11 protein-coding genes are annotated in these 15,590 nt (G+C 73.0%); 10 read left to right on the forward strand and 1 reads right to left on the reverse strand.

What is annotated here, in order from left to right; translation table 11 throughout:
• Positions 1–3: 3 nt before the first annotated feature.
• The 6 genes from ACFW2Y_RS07795 to nudC all read left to right on the forward strand — a co-directional run bounded on the left by ACFW2Y_RS07795 (position 4) and on the right by nudC (position 11,338).
• Positions 4–3,462: an ATP-dependent helicase gene (locus ACFW2Y_RS07795; RefSeq protein ID WP_384875051.1), complete on the forward strand. Its 3,459-nt coding sequence runs from the start codon at positions 4–6 to the stop codon at positions 3,460–3,462.
• Positions 3,463–3,615: 153 nt separating this feature from the next.
• Positions 3,616–4,383 carry a hypothetical protein gene (locus tag ACFW2Y_RS07800; RefSeq protein ID WP_384875054.1) on the forward strand — a complete coding sequence of 256 codons (768 nt, stop codon included), beginning with the start codon at positions 3,616–3,618 and terminating at the stop codon, positions 4,381–4,383.
• 95 nt (positions 4,384–4,478) lie between these two features.
• Complete coding sequence (locus tag ACFW2Y_RS07805; protein WP_384875056.1) at positions 4,479–5,306, forward strand: hypothetical protein; 828 nt, start codon at positions 4,479–4,481, stop codon at positions 5,304–5,306.
• A 60-nt stretch (positions 5,307–5,366) separates the two neighbouring features.
• Complete coding sequence (locus ACFW2Y_RS07810) at positions 5,367–8,936, forward strand: UvrD-helicase domain-containing protein (RefSeq protein WP_384875059.1); 3,570 nt, start codon at positions 5,367–5,369, stop codon at positions 8,934–8,936.
• A 9-nt stretch (positions 8,937–8,945) separates the two neighbouring features.
• Positions 8,946–10,355 (forward strand): dipeptidase, encoded by a 1,410-nt coding sequence (locus ACFW2Y_RS07815; protein WP_384875062.1) that lies wholly within the window; start codon positions 8,946–8,948, stop codon positions 10,353–10,355.
• Between the two features lie 35 nt (positions 10,356–10,390).
• Complete coding sequence (gene nudC, locus ACFW2Y_RS07820; RefSeq protein ID WP_384875064.1) at positions 10,391–11,338, forward strand: NAD(+) diphosphatase; 948 nt, start codon at positions 10,391–10,393, stop codon at positions 11,336–11,338.
• Positions 11,339–11,585: 247 nt separating this feature from the next.
• Here the strand turns inward: nudC and ACFW2Y_RS07825 are convergent, their stop codons facing one another.
• On the reverse strand, positions 11,586–11,843 hold the full coding sequence (locus ACFW2Y_RS07825) for a mycoredoxin (protein WP_384875067.1): 258 nt from the start codon (positions 11,841–11,843) through the stop codon (positions 11,586–11,588).
• Between the two features lie 146 nt (positions 11,844–11,989).
• Here ACFW2Y_RS07825 and ACFW2Y_RS07830 point away from each other — a divergent pair, with 146 nt between their 5' ends.
• From ACFW2Y_RS07830 to ACFW2Y_RS07845, 4 genes are all read left to right on the forward strand, one after another.
• Positions 11,990–14,170: an ATP-dependent DNA helicase UvrD2 gene (locus tag ACFW2Y_RS07830; protein WP_384875070.1), complete on the forward strand. Its 2,181-nt coding sequence runs from the start codon at positions 11,990–11,992 to the stop codon at positions 14,168–14,170.
• 172 nt (positions 14,171–14,342) lie between these two features.
• On the forward strand, positions 14,343–14,693 hold the full coding sequence (locus ACFW2Y_RS07835; protein WP_384875073.1) for a hypothetical protein: 351 nt from the start codon (positions 14,343–14,345) through the stop codon (positions 14,691–14,693).
• A 173-nt stretch (positions 14,694–14,866) separates the two neighbouring features.
• Positions 14,867–15,247 carry a WhiB family transcriptional regulator gene (locus tag ACFW2Y_RS07840; RefSeq protein WP_384875075.1) on the forward strand — a complete coding sequence of 127 codons (381 nt, stop codon included), beginning with the start codon at positions 14,867–14,869 and terminating at the stop codon, positions 15,245–15,247.
• Positions 15,244–15,567 (forward strand): hypothetical protein, encoded by a 324-nt coding sequence (locus ACFW2Y_RS07845; protein ID WP_384875077.1) that lies wholly within the window; start codon positions 15,244–15,246, stop codon positions 15,565–15,567. The genes ACFW2Y_RS07840 and ACFW2Y_RS07845 overlap by 4 nt, the downstream gene beginning before the upstream one ends.
• The last annotated feature ends 23 nt before the right edge of the window (positions 15,568–15,590 follow it).

The raw sequence follows: 15,590 nt of genomic DNA on the forward strand, positions 1-15,590 counted from the left end.
CACGTGAGCTCCTCCTCCACCACCCGGCGTACGCCGCCGCATCAGGCTTCGCCGTACCCGGGTCCGGGACGGCAGCGGACCCCGGGCGCGTACCGACTGGTGCGCACCGCGCCGGCCCCGCTGGATCCCCCTCAGCTGGACGCAGTACAGCGGCGCGTGGTTGACCACGCCGGCGGACCCCTCCTCGTCCTCGCCGGACCCGGCACCGGCAAGACGACGACCCTGGTCGAGGCGGTCGCGGCCCGCATGGAGGGCGGCGTCGACCCCGAGCGGCTCCTCGTCCTCACCTTCAGCCGCAAGGCCGCCGTCGAACTCCGCGACCGCATGGCCACCCGGCTCGGGGGGCGTCGCCCGCCACAGGCGACGACCTTCCACTCCTACTGCTACGCCCTGATCCGGGCCCACCAGGACGCCGAGCTCTTCGCCGAACCGCTCCGGCTGCTCTCCGGACCCGAGCAGGACCTCGCCGTCCGCGAACTGCTCGCCGGACAGATCGACCTGGAGAAGGCGGGGCTCGGCCGCGTCGGCTGGCCCGACGAACTGCGGGCCTGCCTCACCACCCGGGGCTTCGCCGACGAAGTGCGTGCCGTCCTCGCGCGCTCCCGCGAACTGGGCCTCGGACCGGACGCACTGGCCCGCTTCGCCGACCGGGTCGGCCGTCCCGACTGGAAGGCGGCGGCCGGCTTCCTCGCCGAATACCTCGACGTCCTCGACCTCCAGGGCGTCCTCGACTACACGGAGCTCGTCCACCGGGCCGTGCCGATCGCGGCCGACGCCCGGCTCCCCGCCTACGACGCGATCTACGTCGACGAGTACCAGGACACCGACCCGGCGCAGGTCCGGCTCCTGCACGCGCTCGCGGCCGGCGGACGCGGCACGGTCGTCGCCTTCGGCGACCCCGACCAGTCCATCTACGCCTTCCGGGGCGCCGACGTGAACGGCATCCTCGACTTCCCCTCCTCCTTCGGAGGCGCGGACATCCGGGTCCTGCGCGGCTCCCGACGCTCGGGGGCCGCCCTGCTCGGGGCCACCCGCCGGCTCGCCCAGCGGATGCCGATGCCCCGGCTCCCCGCCGACCGGGTCCGCGCGCACCGAGAGCTCACGGCGGTGCGGGACGGCGGCCGGGTCGAGGCGTACACCTATCCGACCGCTTCGGCGGAGGCGGAGAACATCGCCGACCTGTTGCGCCGCGCACACCTGGAGGACGGCGTCCCCTGGCAGGACATGGCCGTCCTCACCCGCGCCGCCTCCGCACTGCCGTCCCTCCGCCGCGCCCTCACCTCGGCCGGCGTCCCGGTGGAGACGGACGCGGCGGACACCCCGCTCCGCCAGGAGCCGGCGGTGGCCCCCCTCCTCCTGGCGCTCCGGGCGGTGTCCCACGACGCCGGGACCGGGGATCCGCGGTCCGCCGCGGAAGGGCGGGACGAGCAGGGTTCCGCCAGCGCCCGACCGGACCGGCCCGGAGAGCAGGGTGCCGCCGCTTCGACCGCTCCCGGTGCGCCCGCCGCGGTCGCCCGGTCCGCGGAGTCCGCCGAAGCCCCGCCCCGGAACGCCGCGCGCCCGCCGCGGCCCGCCACCCGGCCCGCCGGCTGGCTCCCCGTCGAGACCGCGCTCGAACTCCTCGCCTCCCCCCTCGCCGGAGTGGACCCCGCCGACCTCCGCCGCCTCGGTCGGGCCCTCCGGGACGAGGAGCGGGCGGCCGGGACCAAGGTCCCGCCCCCCTCCGACGTGCTCCTCGCCCGTGCCCTCGCCGAGCCCGAGCGTCTCGTCGCACACGACCCCGCCTACGCCCGGGGCGCACAGCGCCTCGGCGACCTGCTGCGGGAAGCCCGTACGCTGCTCGCCGCCGGAGGCACCGCCGAAGAGACCCTGTGGCTGCTCTGGAAGGGCACCCCCTGGCCCGGGCGACTGGAGCGCGCCGCCCTCCGCGGTGGCCCCGCCGGACGCAATGCCGATCGCGACCTCGACGCCGTGTGCGCCCTCTTCGAGACCGCGGCCCGCGCCGAGGAACGGGTCGGCGGCCGGGGCGTCCTCAACTTCCTCGAAGAGCTCGACGCCCAGGACATCGCCGCCGACACCCTGACCCGCCGGCACGCCCGCCCCGATGCCGTCCGCCTGATGACCGCCCACCGCTCCAAGGGCCTGGAGTGGGGCTTCGTCGTCGTCGCCGCCGTCCAGGAGGGCCTCTGGCCGGACCTGCGCCGCCGCGGTTCGCTGCTCGAGGCCGACCGCATCGGCCGCGACGGCCTCGCCGAACCCCTCAACCCCGGTGCGCTCCTCGCCGAAGAGCGCAGACTCTTCTACGTCGCCGCCACCCGCGCCCGCGACCGCCTCGTCGTCACCGCGGTGAAGGCCGCCGCCGAGGACGGGGACCAACCGTCCCGCTTCCTCACCGAGCTCGGCGCCGAACCCAAGGACGTTCCCGGCCGTCCCCGCCGTCCCCTCGCCGTCTCCGCCCTGGTCGCCGAGCTCCGTGCCACCACCGTCGACCCGGACGCCTCCCCGGCGCTCCGGGAGGCCGCCGCCGCCCGGCTCGCCCGGCTCGCCCTGCTCGGCGACGACGAGGGGCAGCCGCTGGTGCCGGCCGCGCACCCGGACCGCTGGTGGGGCCTGGCCGAGCCCACGCACAGCACGGCGCCGCTGCGCGAGCGCGACCGGCCCGTGGCGCTGTCCCCGAGCTCCCTGGACAACCTGGTCAGCACCTGCTCGCTCCAGTGGTTCCTGGGCCGCGAGGTCAAGGCCGCGGCCCCGGCCACCGCCGCCCAGGGCTTCGGCAACGTCGTCCACGTCCTCGCCGACGAGGTCGCCTCCGGGCGGACCCCCGCCGACCTCGACGTCCTCATGGCCCGACTGGACTCCGTCTGGGACGCGCTCGCCTTCGACGCGCCCTGGAAGTCGGCACAGGAGAAGCAGCACGCGCGCGTGGCGCTCGAACGCTTCCTGCACTGGCACGTCATGGACCGCGGCGGGCGCACCCCCGCCGCCTCCGAGCACGACTTCGACGTGACCCTGGAGGCGGGGGAGTACGAGGTCCGCATCCGCGGTTCCATGGACCGCGTCGAGACCGACGAGCAGGGGCGCGCCTACGTCGTCGACTTCAAGACCGGCAAGTCGGCGCCGACCCGGGACGAGGTCGCCCACCACCCGCAGCTCGCCGTCTACCAGCTCGCGGTGCGGGAAGGAGCCCTCGACGGGGTCTTCGGCGGCGACCGTCCGGAGCCCGGCGGCGCCGAGCTCGTGCAGCTGAGACAGGCCGCCCCGAAGAAGGAGGGCGGCGACGCCCTGCCGAAGGTGCAGGCGCAGGAGCCCCTGACGGGGGAGTGGGTCGGCGAGCTGCTCGCCACCGCCGCGGGCCGGGTCCTCGACGAGCGCTTCACCCCGAACACCGGCCAGCACTGCACGACCTGTGCCTTCCGGGCCGCGTGCAGCGCCCGGCCGGAAGGCCGGCAGGTCGTCGACTGAACACCCGTCCGGGAAAGTGTGGCGAGGGTCACGTTTGCCGGCGTACATCCTTTGTTCCGCCCCGCCCGTCAACCTCTTCGCGACACCGCATAAAGGCGTCGTGAAGAGAAGCTGTGAGAACCGTCCGGGTGGGCGGCCGTGAGGAGTGCACGCATGAGGGCCAACAAGAAGCTCTGGGCAGCGGTGACGGTCTGTGCGGCGGTGGTCGCCGGCGCCACGGGCTGTTCCCAGGGCGGCGACAAGGCCACCGACCCCTTCGCGGGGCTCACCGCCGACGCCATCGCCGACAAGGCGGTCGAGACCACCAAGGCGTCCACCGCCCTGCACATGAGCGGCAAGGGCAAGACCGACGGCCAGGAGATGAGCATCGACTTCGCCGTCGACGACAAGGGCAACTGCAAGGGCTCGATGCAGTCCCCCGGGGGCGGCAAGGCCGACATCGTCGGCACCGGCGGCGCCAGCTACATGAAGGCCGACGACGCCTTCTGGAAGTCGAACGACGGCGGGGACGAGTCCTCGGACGAGGAGGGCGCCGGCATCGCCGCGCTGCTCAACGGCCGTTGGATGAAGATGACGGACGAGGGCGGTGCGGGGGATGACGGCCCCGCCGCGTTCTGCGACCTGAAGAAGATCATCACGGACATGGACAAGGACACGCCGCGCAAGGGGCTGACCCGCGACGCCGACGCCGACGTCAACGGCACCCCGGCCGTCGTGCTCAGCAAGAAGGACAAGGACGAGAGCACCACCTTCTACGTGGCCAAGGACTCCGCCAAGCCGTACATCCTCCGCGTCGTGACGACCGGTGGCGACGAGCCGGGCACGATCGACCTGAGCGACTTCGACAAGCCGGTCACCGTCTCCGCCCCGCCGGCCGACCAGGTCGTGGACCTGGAGGAGCTCATGAAGGGCATGTCCTGACCCACGGGACCGGTCCCGTGGGTCAGGAGTAGCGGGTACGCGCGCGGGGAGCGACGCTGGTGGGACCGCCGGGGGCATCGGCGAGGAGGCCCGCAATGACGTCCCAGTCCCACCGCAAGCTCCGCGCTGCAGCCGTCGTCTGCGCGGCCGTCGTCGTCGCGGGGCCCGTGCCGGCGACGGCCCGGGCGGCGACCGCCGCTCCGACCCCCGTGCCGTCCGGCGTCGTGGCACCCGCCCCCGCGCCGTCCCCCGACCCCTTCGAGGACCTCACCGCCGACCAGATCGCCGACCGGGCCGTCACCGCCACCCGGTCGGCCGCCTCCCTCCGCATCACCGGCCGGATCGTCAGCGACGGGCAGCCCCTCGCCATCGACTTCGCCGTCGACGACAGTGGGGAGTGCGCCGGTCTGATGAAGGTCGAGGACGGCACCGCCGAGCTGCGCCGGGTGGACCGGGTCACCTATCTGAAGGGCGACGAGGCCTTCTGGCGGGCCTCCATGACCTCGCAGGGGCTGCCGGAGGCACAGATCACGGCCACCCTCGAACTGATCAAGGGACGCTGGCTGAAGATCGTGCCCGGGCAGGCAGGCAGCGAGGACCTCGGCAGCATCTGCGACCTCAAGGCACTGCTCGCCGACCTCGACGGGGACGGGGCGGAACGCCGGGGACTGACCCGCGGCCCGGACGGCGAGGTCGAGGGGACGCCCGTCGCGACCCTGGTGAAGAAGAAGAGCGGCGGCGAGACGACCACCGTGTCCGTCGCCCAGCAGGGCGAGCCGTACGTCCTGAAGATGGTCAGGGCGGGCGGCGACGAACCCGGAACCGTACTGCTCTCCGACTACGACGAACCCGTCGAGGTGACCGTCCCGCCGGCCGACGAGACCGTGGACCTCTCGAAGCTGGCCCCGGGCACGGCCGCGTGAAGCGGCGCTCCCGGACCGCACGGGGCCGGGGTGTCGGTCGGCCCCGCTAGCCTCTTCCGGGTGACCGCACGCATCACCGACCCCGAGCAGCTCAAGGAGCTCCTCGGCATTCCCTTCACCCCGGAGCAGACGGCCTGCATCACCGCGCCGCTCGCCCCGCAGGTCGTCGTGGCCGGGGCGGGATCCGGCAAGACCACGGTGATGGCCGCCCGGGTGGTCTGGCTGGTCGGTACGGGACAGGTGGCCCCCGAGCAGGTCCTCGGCCTCACCTTCACCAACAAGGCGGCCGGCGAACTGGCCGAGCGCGTCCGCACCGCCCTCGTCCGCGCCGGCGTCACCGACCCGGACCCCCTCGACCCGGACGATCCGCCCGGCGAGCCCCGGATCTCCACCTACCACGCCTTCGCCGGACAACTCCTCACCGATCACGGCCTCCGCATCGGCCTCGAACCCAGCACCCGGCTGCTCGCCGACGCCACCCGCTACCAACTGGCCGCACGGGTGCTCCGGGAGTCCCCCGGACCGTACCCGGCGCTCACCCGCTCCTTCCCGACCCTGATCACCGACCTGCTCGCCCTCGACGCCGAGCTCGCCGAGCACCTCGTGCCCCCCGAGCGGCTCGACGCGCACGACTCCCGGCTCCTCGCCGCCCTCGCCGACGTCCGGCTCAGCAACGCCGAACTGCGCAAGGTCCCGGAGGCCGCCGCCGCCCGCCGCGAGCTGCTCGACCTGGTCGTCCGCTACCGGGCTGCCAAGCGCTCCCGCGACCTGCTCGACTTCGGCGACCAGATCGCCCGCTCCGCCGAGCTCGCCACCACCCGGCCCGAGGTCGGCGCCCTCCTCCGCGCCGAGTTCAAGGTCGTCCTCCTCGACGAGTACCAGGACACCTCCGTCGCCCAGCGGCTGCTGCTCTCCGGGCTCTTCGGCGGGGGCCCGTCCGGCCGGAGCACCGGCCACGCCGTGACCGCCGTCGGCGACCCCTGCCAGGCCATCTACGGCTGGCGCGGTGCCTCCGTGGCCAACCTGGACGACTTCCCGGAGCACTTCCCGCACCAGGACGGGACCCCGGCGAGCCGCTACTCCCTCTCCGAGAACCGGCGCAGCGGCGGACGCCTCCTCGACCTCGCCAACGGACTCGCCGCCCCCCTGCGCGCCCTGCACACGGGCGTGGAGGCGCTGCGGCCCGCGCCCGGTGCCGAGCGCGACGGCACCGTGCGGATCGCGCTCCTCCCCACCCACGCCGAGGAGATCGACTGGCTCGCCGACTCCCTCGCCCACCTCGTGCGAACCGGTCGCGAGCCCGGCGAGATCGCCGTCCTGTGCCGCACCGCCACCGACTTCCCCGCCATCCACGCCGCCCTCGTCGCCCGGGACGTCCCCGTCGAAGTCGTCGGACTCTCCGGCCTCCTCCACCTGCCCGAGATCGCCGATCTCGTGTCCGTCTGCGAGGTCCTCCAGGACCCGGGGGCCAACGCGTCCCTGGTCCGGCTCCTCACCGGCCCCCGCTGGCGCATCGGCCCCCGCGACCTCGCCCTCCTCGGCCGCCGTGCCCGCCTCCTGGTCCACCGGGCGGGGGAGGAGCCGGACCCCGAGCAGCGGCTGGCCGCCGCCGTCGAGGGCGTCGACCCGGCCGAGGTCGTCTCCCTGGCCGACGCGCTCGACACCTTCCTCGACTCCGGCGGCGCCCCGGACGACGGCCTGCCCTTCTCCGCGGAGGCACGGGTCCGCTTCGCACGCCTCGCCGCCGAGCTGCGCGCCCTGCGCACTTCGCTCGCCGACCCCCTCATGGACGTCCTGCACCGCGTCCTCTCCACCACCGGCCTGGAGGTCGAACTCTCCGCCTCCCCCCGTGCACTGGCGGCCCGCCGCCGCGAGACCCTCGGCCACTTCCTCGACATCGCCGCCGGATTCGCCTCCCTCGACGGCGAGGCCAGCCTGCTGGCCTTCCTCGGCTTCCTGCGCACGGCCGTCCAGTTCGAAAAAGGCCTCGACAACGCCCTGCCGGGCGGCGAGAACACCGTCAAGGTCCTCACCGCCCACAAGTCCAAGGGCCTCGAATGGGACGTCGTCGCCGTCCCCGGCCTGGTGGCCGGCCAGTTCCCCAGCGCCCGTGCCCGCGAGTCCTGGACCTCGCAGCCGCAGGTGCTCCCGCACGCCCTGCGCGGCGACGCGACCACCCTGCCGGAGGTCGACAGCTGGGACGCCAAGTCCCTCACGGCCTTCAAGAACGAGATGCGGGACCACCAGCACACCGAGGAACTCCGCCTCGGCTACGTCACCTTCACCCGCCCCCGTTCCCTGTTGCTCGGCTCCGCCCACTGGTGGGGCCCGGCGCAGAAGAAGCCCCGGGGTCCCTCCGACTTCCTCCAGGCCCTCCACGACCACTGCGCGGCCGGCCACGGAGACATCGAGGCATGGGCCCCCGAACCCGAACCGGGCGCGGAGAACCCGGCCCTCGAAGAGGGCGAGCGGGACCTGGCCTGGCCGCTCCCGCTGGACCCCCAGTCGTACCGGCGCCGCAGGGCAGCGGCCGACCTCGTCCGCCAGCGGATGGCCGAGGCCGTCCCGCACCCGGGCGCACCCCGGGACGGGAGCCCGGGCGCGGACGGCCCCACTCCTCCGGAGCGGACGGACGACCGCCCGGACCCCGCCCCCGAGGACCTCTGGTTCGAGGGGAACGAGGAGGAGCCCTCCTGGGACGGGGACGAACCCTCCTGGGACGAGGAGGAGCCCTCCTGGGACGAGGAAGCCCTCCCCGAAGACACCCACGCGGACGCGGTCCCGGCCCCCCGAGCGGAGCCGGCGCCCCCCACCTCCGATGCGGTCCACGCCTCCTCCGACGCCCCTGCGGATGCGGCCCACACCCCCGTGGACGCTTCCGCGGACGTGGCCCCGGCCCCCCGCGCGGAGGAACTCCTCACCCCCGAGGAGGCCCGGACCATCGCTTCCTGGGACCGCGACCTCACCGCCCTCACCACCGAGCTCCGCCGCGCCCGTGCGACCACCCGGGACGTCCTGCTGCCCGCGTACCTCTCCGCCTCCCAGGTGCTGCGCCTCGCCGCCGACCCCGACGGCTTCGCCCAGGAGCTGGCCCGCCCCATGCCGAAGCCACCCCAGCCCGCGGCCCGTCGGGGCACCCGCTTCCACGCATGGGTGGAGTCCCGCTTCGACGAACTCCCGCTGCCGTTCCTCGGTCCGGACGAACTCCCGGGCGGCGAGGACTTCGCGGGCGAACCGGAGATCCTCGACGAGCGGGACCTCGACGAGTTGAAGGAGGCCTTCGCCCGGACCCCGTACGCCCACCGCACCCCGTACCGCGTCGAGGTCCCCGTCCACCTCTCCCTCGCGGGTCGGATCGTCCGGGGCAGGATCGACGCCGTCTACCGGGACCCGGACTCCGGGGCGTACGAGATCGTCGACTGGAAGACCAGCCGGGACCGCAGCGCGGACCCCCTCCAACTGGCGATCTACCGGCTCGCCTGGGCCGAGCAGCACGGTCTCGCACCGGAGGACGTGGCCGCCGCCTTCGTGTACGTCCGAACGGGTGAGGTCGCCCGCCCCGCCCGCCTGCCCGGCCGTGCCGAGCTGGAGGCCCTCCTGCTGGGTGGGGCACCCCTGGGCGCCGGATAGGCTCGGGGCATGAGCGAGACCCTGGACAGCGCCGTCCGCATGTACATCGAGCAACACCGTGCCGCCTTCCTCGGCGACCTGGCCGAGTGGCTGCGCATTCCCTCCGTGTCGGCGCAGCCGGACCGGGCCGGGGACGTACGGCGCAGTGCCGACTGGCTCGCCGCCAAGCTCACGGAGACCGGTTTCACCACCGTCGAGGTCTGGGAGACCGACGGTGCCCCCGCGGTCTTCGCCGAGTGGCCGGCGGAAGACCCGGACGCCCCGACCGTCCTCGTCTACGGGCACCACGACGTCCAGCCCGCGGCCCGTGAGGACGGCTGGCACACGGACCCGTTCGAGCCGACCGTGGTCGACGGCCGGATGTACGCGCGCGGTGCCGCGGACGACAAGGGGCAGGTGTTCTTCCACACCCTCGGCGTCCGTGCCCACCTCGCCGCGACCGGCCGCACCGCGCCCGCCGTCAACCTCAAGCTGATCGTCGAGGGCGAGGAGGAGTCCGGCTCCCCGCACTTCCGCACGCTGGTCGAGGCCCACTCGGCGCGCCTCGCCGCCGACGTCGTCCTCGTCTCCGACACCGGCATGTGGTCCGAGACCACCCCGACCGTCTGCACCGGCATGCGTGGGGTCGCCGACTGCGAGATCGAGCTGTACGGCCCCGACCAGGACATCCACTCCGGCTCCTTCGGCGGCGCCGTGCCGAACCCGGCCACCGTCGCCGGCCGGATCGTCGCCGCCCTCCACGACGAGCACGAGCACGTGGCGATCCCCGGTTTCTACGACGGCGTGACGGAACTCACCGACGTCGAGCGGGCCCTCGTCGCCGAGCTGCCCTTCGACGAGGCGTCCTGGCTGCGCACGGCCAAGTCCCACGGCACCCTCGGCGAGGCCGGCTTCTCCACCCTGGAGAGGGTCTGGGCCCGGCCCACCGCAGAGGTCAACGGCATCGGCGGTGGTTACCAGGGGCCCGGAGGCAAGACGATCGTCCCCGCCTCCGCCCGGATCAAGCTCTCGTTCCGGCTCGTCGCGGGGCAGGATCCGGACAAGATCGAGCTTGCCGTGCGGCACTGGCTGACCGCGCTCGTGCCGGCCGGCATCCGCCACGAGGTCGTCTTCGGCGCCCCGACCCGCCCCTGCCTCACCCCCCTCGACCACCCCGCCCTCAAGGCGGTGGCCGGGGCCATGAGCCGGGCCTTCGACGGGGCCAAGGTCCGCTACACCCGCGAGGGCGGCTCCGGACCCGCCGCCGACCTCCAGGACGTGCTTCGGGCGCCCGTCCTGTTCCTCGGCATCTCCGTCCCGTCCGACGGCTGGCACGCCCCCAACGAGAAGATCGAAATCGATCTGCTCATGAAGGGCGTCGAGACGACCGCACACCTGTGGGGCGACCTGCCCGCCGCCCTCCACACCGACGCGCGCTGAACCCACACACCGATCCGGGGGAGTTGGAAGCACCTGTGAGCACCTTGAAGAACGCGCCGGCGGACCGCCCGATCTCGCTCACCGCCCCGAGCGGCATCGACCGCGCCGCCCACCACCGCCTGGACGAGGCGTGGCTGGCCGCTGCCTGGAGCCACCCGACGACCCGGGTCTTCGTGGTCTCCGGGGGGCAGGTGCTGATCGACGACCGACCGGACGGCACCACCGAGCTGGTCATGACCCCGGCGTTCGAAGCCCCGGTCACCGAGACCCACCGTTACTTCCTGGGCACGGACGCCGACGGCGTCTCCTACTTCGCGCTCCAGAAGGACTCCCTGCCCGGCCGCATGGACCAGTCAGCCCGGCCCGCGGGGCTGCGCGAGGCGGGACTGCTGCTCTCCGACCGCGATGCGGGCCTCATGGTCCACGCGGTCGCCCTGGAGAACTGGCAGCGTCTCCACCGCTTCTGTTCGCGCTGTGGAGAGCGCACGGTCGTCGCGGCGGCCGGCCACATCCGCCGCTGCCAGGCGTGTGGTGCCGAGCACTACCCGCGCACCGACCCGGCCGTGATCATGTTGGTCACGGACGACCAGGACCGGGCGCTGCTGGGCCGCCAGGTGCACTGGCCGGAGGGGCGCTTCTCGACGCTGGCCGGCTTCGTCGAGCCGGGGGAGTCCATCGAGGCGTCGGTGGTCCGCGAGGTCTTCGAGGAGGCCGGCGTCACGGTCGGCGAGGTCGAGTACATCGCCAGTCAGCCCTGGCCGTTCCCCTCCAGCCTGATGCTGGGCTTCTTCGCCCGCGCGACCTCTTCGGAGATCGACGTGGACGGCGAGGAGATCCACGAGGCCCGCTGGTTCTCCCGCGAGGAGCTGGCCGCGGCCTTCGAGTCCGGCGAGGTCCTGCCGCCGTACGGCATCTCGATCGCCTCCCGGTTGATCGAGCGTTGGTACGGCAAGCCCCTTCCGAGACCGGGCGACGTGCTCTGAGCCACGGGCTTTCCCGATCGGGACCGTGGGACGGGGCGCACCGGGACCACGGGTGCTCCGGTGGGCCCGGGGCGGTTTCCAGGGGCCTTTGCGCTCGGGCAGGGGGTCTCCGGCGCCGGAACCCCGGCGGGCGTGCGGCTCCGGCCCGGCCCCGTCCGTCGGCACGTCCCCCTGACCCGTTCGTCGGCCGGAACGCGCGGAGCCCCCGATCGGCCGGACCGATCGGGGGCTCCACGGAATGACGGGCTCAGACGCCGAGCGCCTGCTTCACCTGGGCCAGGCTCGGGTTGGTCATGACGACCTCGGAGCCGCCGCCGGTGGGGAACACCTGGACGGTGGGCACCGTCTGGTTCCCGCCGTTGGCCTTCTCGACGAACGCTGCCGAGTCGGGGTCCTGTTCGATGTTGATCTCCGTGTACGCGATGCCCTCGCGGTCCATCTGGCTCTTCAGCCGACGGCAGTAGCCGCACCACGTGGTGCTGTACATCGTCACAGTGCCCTGCATGACCAGGCGCTCCTCTTGTTCGCGGACGGGTGCCGAGGAGAAGAACGTACGCTCCCTCCGCACCATTCCCGACACCGGTATGACCGGCGTCTCCTGCCTGTGGACGAGCCGCCGCACCTGCCGCGCCGACCTGGCAGCATGGCGGGGTGACAGCAGCAACGCACTCCACTCTCTTCCCACAGGTCCCGGAGACGGCCGACGCGGTGCTCGACGGGCTCGACCCCGAGCAGCGCGAGGTCGCCCTCGCCCTGAGCGGGCCGGTGTGTGTCCTCGCGGGAGCCGGCACGGGCAAGACGCGGGCCATCACCCACCGCATCGCGTACGGAGTGCGGGCGGGCGTCCTCCAACCCGCCAGCGTGTTGGCCGTCACCTTCACCAACCGTGCCGCGGGCGAGATGCGCGGACGGCTCCGGCAGCTCGGCGCTGGGGGCGTCCAGGCCCGCACGTTCCACGCCGCGGCCCTCCGTCAGCTCCAATTCTTTTGGCCGAAAGCAGTCGGCGGCGAGCTGCCCCGGCTTCTGGACCGGAAGATCCAGTTGGTTGCCGACGCCGGAGCCCGCTGTCGGATCCGGCTCGATCGCAACGAGCTCAGGGACGTGACCGGAGAAATCGAGTGGGCCAAGGTCACCCAGACCGTCCCCGCCGACTACCCGGCCGCCGTGGCCAAGTCGGTCAGGGAAGCTCCGCGCGACCCTGCCGAGGTTGGCCAGATCTATGCGATGTACGAGCAGCTGAAGCGCGACCGCTCGGTGATCGACTTCGAGGACGTGCTGCTGCTCACCGTCGGCATCCTCCAGGACCGGCACGACATCGCCGACCAGATCCGGCGCCAGTACCAGCACTTCGTGGTCGACGAGTACCAGGACGTCTCCCCGCTCCAGCAGCGGCTGCTCGACCTGTGGCTGGGCGACCGCGACAACCTCTGCGTCGTCGGCGACGCCAGCCAGACCATCTACTCCTTCACCGGCGCCACCCCCGACCACCTGCTGAACTTCCGCACCCGCCATCCGGACGCCACGGTCGTCAAGCTGGTGCGCGACTACCGTTCCACCCCGCAGGTCGTCCACCTGGCCAACGGGCTGCTCAGCCAGGCCCGGGGCCGGGCCGCCGAGCACCGCCTGGAGCTGATCTCCCAACGCGACCCGGGCCCCGAGCCGGTCTACACGGAGTACGCCGACGAGCCCTCCGAGGCCGAGGGCACCGCCCGGCGCATCCGCGACCTCATCGCCGCCGGCGTCCCGGCCGGAGAGATCGCCGTCCTCTACCGGATCAACGCCCAGTCCGAGGTCTACGAGCAGGCCCTCGCCGACGTCGGCGTGCCCTACCAGCTCCGCAGCGCCGAGCGCTTCTTCGAGCGCCAGGAGGTGCGGGAGGCGGGCACCGCCCTGCGCGGAGCGGCCCGCGCCGGGGGCAACGACCGCCTCCTCGACGATGCCGAGGACCTGCCCGCGCAGGTCAGGGCCGTCCTCTCCACCAAGGGCTGGACCACCTCGCCGCCCGCCGGCTCGGGAGCGGTCCGGGACCGTTGGGAATCCCTCGCCGCGCTCGTCCGCCTGGCCGAGGACTTCGCCCGCGCCAAGCCCGGAGCCAGCCTCTCCGACCTGGTGGCCGAGCTCGACGAACGGGCCGCCGCCCAGCACGCCCCGACCGTCCAGGGTGTCACCCTCGCCTCGTTGCACGCGGCCAAGGGCCTCGAATGGGACGCGGTCTTCCTGGTCGGTCTCACCGAAGGCATGCTGCCGATCGCGTACGCCAAGACCGACGAGCAGGTCGAGGAGGAGCGGCGCCTGCTGTACGTGGGCGTCACCCGCGCCCGGGTCCACCTGACGCTCTCCTGGGCGCTCTCCCGCTCCCCGGGCGGCCGGGCCAACCGGGGCCCCAGCCGCTTCCTCAAGGGGCTGAGGCCCGGCTCCGGCTCGCTCGGCGTCGGCGTCTTCGGGAGCCGCTCCGGTTCCGTCGAGCGGGGTTCCGGACCCGTCCGGCGCAGGCCGCGCGGCCCTGTTCTCTGCCGGGTCTGCGGTGTGACCCTCACCCAGGCGGGCGCGATGAAGCTGATGCGCTGCGAGGACTGCCCCTCGGACATGGACGAGGCCCTCTACGAGCGGCTTCGTGACTGGCGCTCCGAGCAGGCCAGGGAACTCGGCCAGCCCCCGTACTGCGTGTTCACCGACAAGACCCTCATGGCGATCGCCGAGCGGGTTCCCACCACTGACGGGGAGCTCTCCTCGATCTCCGGCGTCGGCGTACGCAAGCTGAACCGCTTCGGTGCCGAGGTCCTGGCCATCTGTGCAGGTGAGAGCGGTGGTGAGGGGGCGGGCGAGGGGTGAGAAAAAATCGTCGGAAAAATAGTTTGCGCCCGCCCCGTCAAGCCCCATAGGTTCTTAACCACGGAAACGGAGGCTTCTTCGAAGCCCCGTCTTCGTGTTGTACTTGTCCACATAAACATGAGGGTCCGGCTCGCACCCGAGCCCTCCGAGACGCCGAGAGGAGGCGATTCCAGTGATCAGCTACACCAACCAGACCAGCAGCACCACCAGCTTCGTCAGCACCGCCAAAATGACCGATCGCTCGGTCGTCTCCGCCTGTTCGCTCGGCCTCTCCGCTTCGGCGCTCATTGGCACCGGTCTGCCCGTCGCCGGCCTGCCCGTCACCGGTCTCTCCGGTCTCGGCACGGCCGCCGTGGCCCGGCGCAATGAGCGACCGACCGAGGCACTGGAAGCAGGAGCAGCAGGCAAGGCCAAGGCCTATGACTTTGCGGCGACCGGTGCCGAGACCCAGCTGCTGACGACGATGCACGACCACACGATGTGGGCCTTCCGTGGGCTCGAACCCTGGAGTGATCCAGTCTGATCCAGGATCAGACCGGCGCCTTCAGGGCCGCGGAACCCCACCCGGGATCCGCGGCCCTTCTGTTTGTCCCCGAACGGGGACGACGGCACGAAGGAGCCTCGGGAAAGACACCACCCGGTACCAGCCGCCACCCCGGCCAACAGGCCGGAACGACCAGACGAGGAAAGACCACCGTGCAACTCGAAGCGCACGCCCCGTCCGTACCGCCTTCCGAATCGATCCCCCTGCCCGGCCGCTCCACGGAGGACCCCGCTTTGACCCCCCTCACCCCCCTCACCGCGCTCACCGCGCTCGACGACGCCATCGAGAACCTCGGCGTCCCCGTCCCCTGTCGTGCCTACGACCCCGAGGTCTTCTTCGCGGAGTCCCCGGCCGACGTCGAGTACGCGAAGTCCCTCTGTCGGACCTGCCCGCTCGTGGCCGCCTGCCTGGCCGGCGCCCAGGAACGGCGCGAGCCTTGGGGTGTCTGGGGCGGAGAGCTCTTCGTCCAGGGCGTGGTCGTTGCCCGCAAGCGGCCCCGTGGTCGTCCGCGCAAGAACCCGGTTGCGGCATGAACGCCATCGGAACCATTGACCGCCCCCTCACGCACGATCCCCAGAAGCAGGCCCCGATGACCTCTTCCACCAGCGAGCCCGCAGGCTCCGCTACCCCAGTCTTCCCCCCCTCCGTCGCGCACCTCGTGCGTCAGAACAGGACCCGTGAAATGCAACTCATCCCAGAAGCCCTGGCCCGTGCTCATATGCACGAGCGTCATCGCGAGGCCGAAGCGGAACGCCAGGCCGTCCGCCTGGTCGCCGCCCGGCGCATGCAGCGGCGTGCCGAGCGCGTCTCGCTGCGCGCCCGCCGCGCGCTCGCCATGGCCGTCATGCACTGAGCATCCTCGTGATGCCTCCGCGG

The organism is Streptomyces sp. NPDC058877, from assembly GCF_042742855.1.
Lineage (GTDB): Bacteria > Actinomycetota > Actinomycetes > Streptomycetales > Streptomycetaceae > Streptomyces.